Consider the following 4,825-nt stretch of genomic DNA (forward strand, 5'->3'; position numbering starts at 1 on the left):
AAATCCAGCCGATCCTGGCCGAAGAACATCTCGTTGCCTACGAACATTGTCGGCGCGCCAAACACGCCACGCTTCACCGCCGCTTCGGTGTTGGCCTTGAGCTGCGCTTTCACTTCATCGCTGGCGGCTTTTTCCAGCCAGGCTTGTGCATCCAGGCCGGCGTCGGTGAGCACGCGGGTGATTTCTTCCGGCTCGGACAATTTGCAGGGCTCGCGCCACATGGCGTTATAGAGGGCGGTGATCACAGCATCCTGCTCCGGAGTGCCGATGGCGGCGGTGATGATGCGCATAGGAGTGATGGTGTTCACCGGGAAGTGCGGGTTCATGGTGAGCGGCACCTGGTAGCGCGCAGAGTAGCGGGCCAGATCGCGCATCATGTACATGCCCTTGGCGGGCACGGCGCCGGGCGGGTTGTTGCCGGTGGCCTTGAAGATGCCGCCCAGCAGCACGGGGGTGTAGACCAGCTCGGCGCCGGTGCGCTCACACAGGGCGGGGAGTTGGCTCCAGGCCAGGTAGGCAGTGGGGCTGCCCACGTCGAAGAGGAATTCGATTTTTTGGGTCATGTCGTGGCTCCTAGGTTGTTTTGTTTTTACCACAGAGGACACAGAGGACACTGAGAAAAAACATTACATAACGGTTCACGCCCTAACGGCATACAGCCGCACAGCCCTGAACACCCTTAACGAAAACCGACGCGGTCTCCACCTCGCATTGTTTTAACTCTGTGCTCTCTGTGACCTCTGTGGTGAAAAAAGGCTTTCAGAAGGTCTCCATCCACGGGCGCAGATCGATTTCGTGGGTCCAGGCGTCGCGGGGTTGTTGGTGGAGCATCCAGTAGGTGTCGGCGATGTGTTCCGGGTTGAGGATGCCATCCTGATCTTTCTTGGCGTACATAGCCGGGAAGGTGTCACGGATAAAGGCGGTATCGATGGCGCCATCAATGATGGGATGCACCACGTGGATGCCTTCCGGCCCCAGTTCCCGGGCCATGCTCTGGGCCAGGGCACGCAGGGCAAACTTGGCACCGGCGAAGGCAGAGAACCCCTTGCCGCCCCGCACCGAGGCGGTGGCGCCGGTGAAGATGATGGTGCCCTTGTGGCGCGGCACCATCACCCGGGCGGCTTCGCGACCGGCCAGGAAGCCGGCGAAGGCCCCCATTTCCCAGACCTTGCGATAGACCCGGGCGGTGGTATCGCGGATGGGGAAGAACACGTTGGCGCCGATGTTGAACACCACCACTGCCACCGGCCCTACTTCGTTTTCGATGGTGTCGAACAGCGCGATCATCTGGTCTTCATCGCGGGCGTCGCAGCCGAACGGACGGGCCTTGCCGCCGGCCTGTTCGATCTCCTGCACCAGGGGCGCCAGGGCGTCTTCAGTACGGCGGGTGACGCAGACGGTGTAGCCTTCGCGGGCAAAACGTTTGGCGATGGCACCGCCGGTGGCATCACCGGCACCGATCACGACCACGGCGGATTCAGGCATATTGCCTCCTGATATTGGCAAGGCGCATAGTTGGTTCCTATTTGGAACTTATAGTCGGTTCTTTTTGAGAACGGGTCAAGCCGGTATGATCAGAACACGTACCCGGAGGTTCATCATGCGCTGGCAAGACATCGATCAACAGCCCTGCTCCCTGGCCCGCACCCTGGCCATTATCGGCGACAACTGGACGCTGCTGGTGCTGCGCGACTGCTTTATGGGCGTGCGCCGCTTCGATGATTTCCAGCAACGCCTGGGCGTCACCCGCCATGTGCTCAGCGACCGACTGCGCAAGCTCACCGAGGGCGGCGTGCTCGACAAGGTGGCCTACCAGGAGCGCCCCCTGCGCCACGAATACCGGCTCACCGCCATGGGCAAAGAGCTCTACCCGGTGATCGTGCATCTGGCCCAATGGGGCGACAAACACCTGGCCGGCGAACACGGCGCCCCCCTTATTCGCTACCACCGCCAGTGCGGCGAACCCCTGGAAGCGCAACTGCAATGCAGCCACTGCGGCGACACGGTGAAGCCCACGGATATTCGGGTGGAGGAAAATCCGCACTGGAAAGGAAAACTGATGCCCGGCCGGACGGGGTGAGTGCCAAGATACAAGTTTCAAGTTGCAAAGCGCGGACTGGGCAGAGCCAAACTACCAGACCCTGCCCGCGCCCCTAGCCTCTGAATCGCGGTGATAGCCCTAATCAGATGGCGACACCACCGGTCCGCGTTGCAACTTGAAACTTGTAACTTGCAACTCGCCCGGTCAAACCCCCTCCCCCAACGCCTCCTGCTGCTCCTTCAATAGCGCCAACACCCTCTGCCGCAACCAGCTGTGGGCCGGGTCGGCGCTTTGGTCGCGGTGCCAGTAGAGGTGCATTTCCAGGCCGGGCAGGTCGGCGGGGAAGGCTTTGATCACCATGCCCTTGCGGGACAGGCGCCCGGCCAGGGTGGCCGGCAGGGTGAGCAGCAGGTCGGTGTTCTGCACGGTGCTGATGGCCGCCTGGTAGTGCTGGCAGCGCAGGCGGATATGGCGCCGGTAGCCCTGCCGGGCCAGGCCGAAATCTTCCAGCCCCGGGCCTTCGCGGCGGGACGATACCAGCACATGCTGGGCGGCCAGATATCCGGGCAGGTCCATCTCACCAGCCAGCTCATGGCCCTCGCGCATCATCACCACCAACGGGCCGCTGAGTACCGGCACATGCTCGATGGATTCCGGCAGGGCCAGCATCACGTCGCAGGCCAGATCCAGCCGGCCACTGGCCAGCTCCGTAGCCATCTGCTTTCGGCTGATAGTGAGTGATTGCAAACGTACCCCGGGGGCGTCTTCCATGAGCTGTGCCATCAGCGACGGCAGCAGACAACCTTCCAGGCCATCGCGCAGGCCCAGCACGAAAGTGCGCTCCGCCTCGCTGGCATCGAAACCGCCTTCATCACTCAGGCAGCGCTGGAAGCCACCCAAGGCATGGCGCACCGGGCTGACCATGGCCCGGGCCCGGGCGGTGGGCACCATGCGGCTACCCTGACGCACGAACAGCGGGTCGTCCAGGCGGTCGCGCAGGCGCCCCAGAGCATGGCTCACCGCCGGCTGGGTCAGGTTGAGCACCTTGGCGGCGCGGGTCAGGGAGCCTTCGGTGTAGATGGCATCGAAGACCACGAAAAGATTGAGATCGAAGCGCGACACATGCATGGCGTTTATCTTTGATCATTGCGAGGATTCATTGGATTAATTGAAACGCCGTCACTAGCATCGGTCAATGGATAAGACCCCCGATGCCAGCGGGTCGACGCCTGACGCACAATCCACGACCGAAACCACCATGACAACGGGACACACCATGAGCCAGACCCCACAACGCATCCTGATCACCGGCGGCGCCTCCGGGCTGGGACGCGCCATGGCAGAGGCCTGGCTGCGCGATGGCGCCCGGGTACTGATCGGCGATGTGAACCAGGAGCGCGCTGCGGAAACCCTGGCGGCCCTGAAGGATCTGCCCGGCGAGCTGCAATTCCAGTATCTGGATGTACGCGACGCGGCCAGCTTCAACAATGCCCGCGAGTGGCTGGAGCAGAACTGGGGCGGCCTGGATGTGCTGGTGAACAATGCCGGGGTGGCCGGTGCTGCCCGTATTGATCGCGGCGACATGGCCGACTGGGACTGGATTTTCGATATCAACGTGAAAGGAGTGGTCCGCGGCTGCAAGGTATTCGTGCCGATGATGAAGCGCCAGGGCCACGGCCACATCGTCAATATTGCTTCCCTGGCCGGACTGCTGCACGCGCCGGTGATGGGCAGCTATAACGTGACCAAGGCCGGGGTGATTTCCCTGTCGGAAACCCTGCGCTTCGAGCTGGCGCCTTACGGCATTCATACCACCGTGGTGTGCCCGGGTTTCTTCCGCACCAATCTGCATGAGTCCATGCGCACCCCGGAACCGGGCATGGTCGAAACCGTGGACAAGCTGCTTTCCAGTGACGAGCTCACCGCCGACCAGATCGCCGAGATGATCAAGAAAGCCGTGGCCAAACAGCAGTTCTTCCTGCTGCCCCACAAGAGCGGCCGCCGGGCTTACTGGATGAAGCGGTTCCTGCCGTTTGTGTTCAACCGGGTGATGCTCAAGGGCGCCGAACGACTGCAGGGCAAGCTGGAAAAAGCGGAGAAAGCCTGATGCCGGTGATCTACCTGATCCGCCACGGCCAGGCCAGTTTCGGCAAGGAAGATTACGATCAGCTGTCCGATGTGGGCTGGGAGCAGAGCCGCATTCTCGGCCGCGCCCTGCAGAATCAGGATCTGGGCGTGCCCCGCTCGATCTGCGGCACAATGCGCCGCCATGTGGAAACCGCGGAAGCGACCTTGGGCGAACTGGGCCTGGCCAAGGAATGGCACACGGATACCGGCTTCAACGAATACAACCACAGCGAGCTGCTGGCCGTGGACTGGCCCCTGGCCACCGACCGGGCGGCGCTGACCCAGTGGCTGGCGCAACAGGATCACCCGCGCAAGGTCTTCCAGGCCCGCTTCGAGCAGGCCCTGCGCCGCTGGCAGACCGGCGACGGCGATTACAGTGAAAGCTGGCCCGCCTTTCGCGAGCGGGTGCTGGCCAGCACCTATAGTCTCGGCAACAGCCTGAGCAGCGGCGACAGCGCCCTGGTGTTCACCTCCGGCGGCGCCATCAGTGTGATCATCCAGCGGCTCATGGGCCTTACCGACGAGGCGTTGATCACCTGGAACCGCACCCTGATCAACACCAGTGTGACCCGGGTGCTTGTGAATGCCGGCAAGCCAAGGCTAGTCTCGGTGAACGAACATCTGCATCTGCCGAGCGAGCAGGTGACGTATCGATAG

At 62.7% G+C, this 4,825-nt stretch carries 6 protein-coding genes; 3 read left to right on the top strand and 3 right to left on the bottom strand.

Annotated features, from left to right (window positions below; genetic code table 11):
• Positions 1-563: 2-hydroxychromene-2-carboxylate isomerase (locus HUJ17_RS02430; RefSeq protein WP_290509201.1), on the bottom strand; the 563-nt coding region annotated here is incomplete at its 3' end.
• Positions 564-759: 196 nt separating this feature from the next.
• On the bottom strand, positions 760-1,485 hold the full coding sequence (locus HUJ17_RS02435) for an SDR family oxidoreductase (protein ID WP_290509202.1): 726 nt from the start codon (positions 1,483-1,485) through the stop codon (positions 760-762).
• Positions 1,486-1,600: 115 nt separating this feature from the next.
• On the opposite strand from HUJ17_RS02435, the gene HUJ17_RS02440 reads away from it, so the two are divergent.
• Positions 1,601-2,080 (top strand): helix-turn-helix domain-containing protein, encoded by a 480-nt coding sequence (locus tag HUJ17_RS02440; RefSeq protein ID WP_290509203.1) that lies wholly within the window; start codon positions 1,601-1,603, stop codon positions 2,078-2,080.
• 165 nt (positions 2,081-2,245) lie between these two features.
• Here HUJ17_RS02440 and HUJ17_RS02445 read toward each other — a convergent pair whose 3' ends face one another.
• A complete protein-coding gene (locus tag HUJ17_RS02445) occupies positions 2,246-3,169 on the bottom strand; it encodes a LysR family transcriptional regulator (RefSeq protein ID WP_290509204.1) in 924 nt (307 codons plus the stop codon).
• Positions 3,170-3,317: 148 nt separating this feature from the next.
• On the opposite strand from HUJ17_RS02445, the gene HUJ17_RS02450 reads away from it, so the two are divergent.
• Entirely contained in the window at positions 3,318-4,148 is an 831-nt protein-coding gene (locus HUJ17_RS02450; protein ID WP_290509205.1) for an SDR family oxidoreductase, read from the top strand.
• Positions 4,148-4,825, top strand: a complete 678-nt coding sequence (locus tag HUJ17_RS02455) for a histidine phosphatase family protein (protein WP_290509206.1) — start codon at positions 4,148-4,150, stop codon at positions 4,823-4,825. The genes HUJ17_RS02450 and HUJ17_RS02455 overlap by 1 nt, the downstream gene beginning before the upstream one ends.

Origin of the sequence: Alcanivorax sp. (assembly GCF_014762765.1) — a bacterium.
Taxonomy (GTDB): Bacteria; Pseudomonadota; Gammaproteobacteria; order Pseudomonadales; family Alcanivoracaceae; genus Alcanivorax.

Coding starts and splice junctions, on each gene's coding strand:
- HUJ17_RS02435 (WP_290509202.1), bottom strand. CDS start 1,485: ATGCCTGAATCCGCCGTGGTCGTGATCGGTGCCGGTGATGCCACCGGC.
- HUJ17_RS02440 (WP_290509203.1), top strand. CDS start 1,601: ATGCGCTGGCAAGACATCGATCAACAGCCCTGCTCCCTGGCCCGCACC.
- HUJ17_RS02445 (WP_290509204.1), bottom strand. CDS start 3,169: ATGCATGTGTCGCGCTTCGATCTCAATCTTTTCGTGGTCTTCGATGCC.
- HUJ17_RS02450 (WP_290509205.1), top strand. CDS start 3,318: ATGAGCCAGACCCCACAACGCATCCTGATCACCGGCGGCGCCTCCGGG.
- HUJ17_RS02455 (WP_290509206.1), top strand. CDS start 4,148: ATGCCGGTGATCTACCTGATCCGCCACGGCCAGGCCAGTTTCGGCAAG.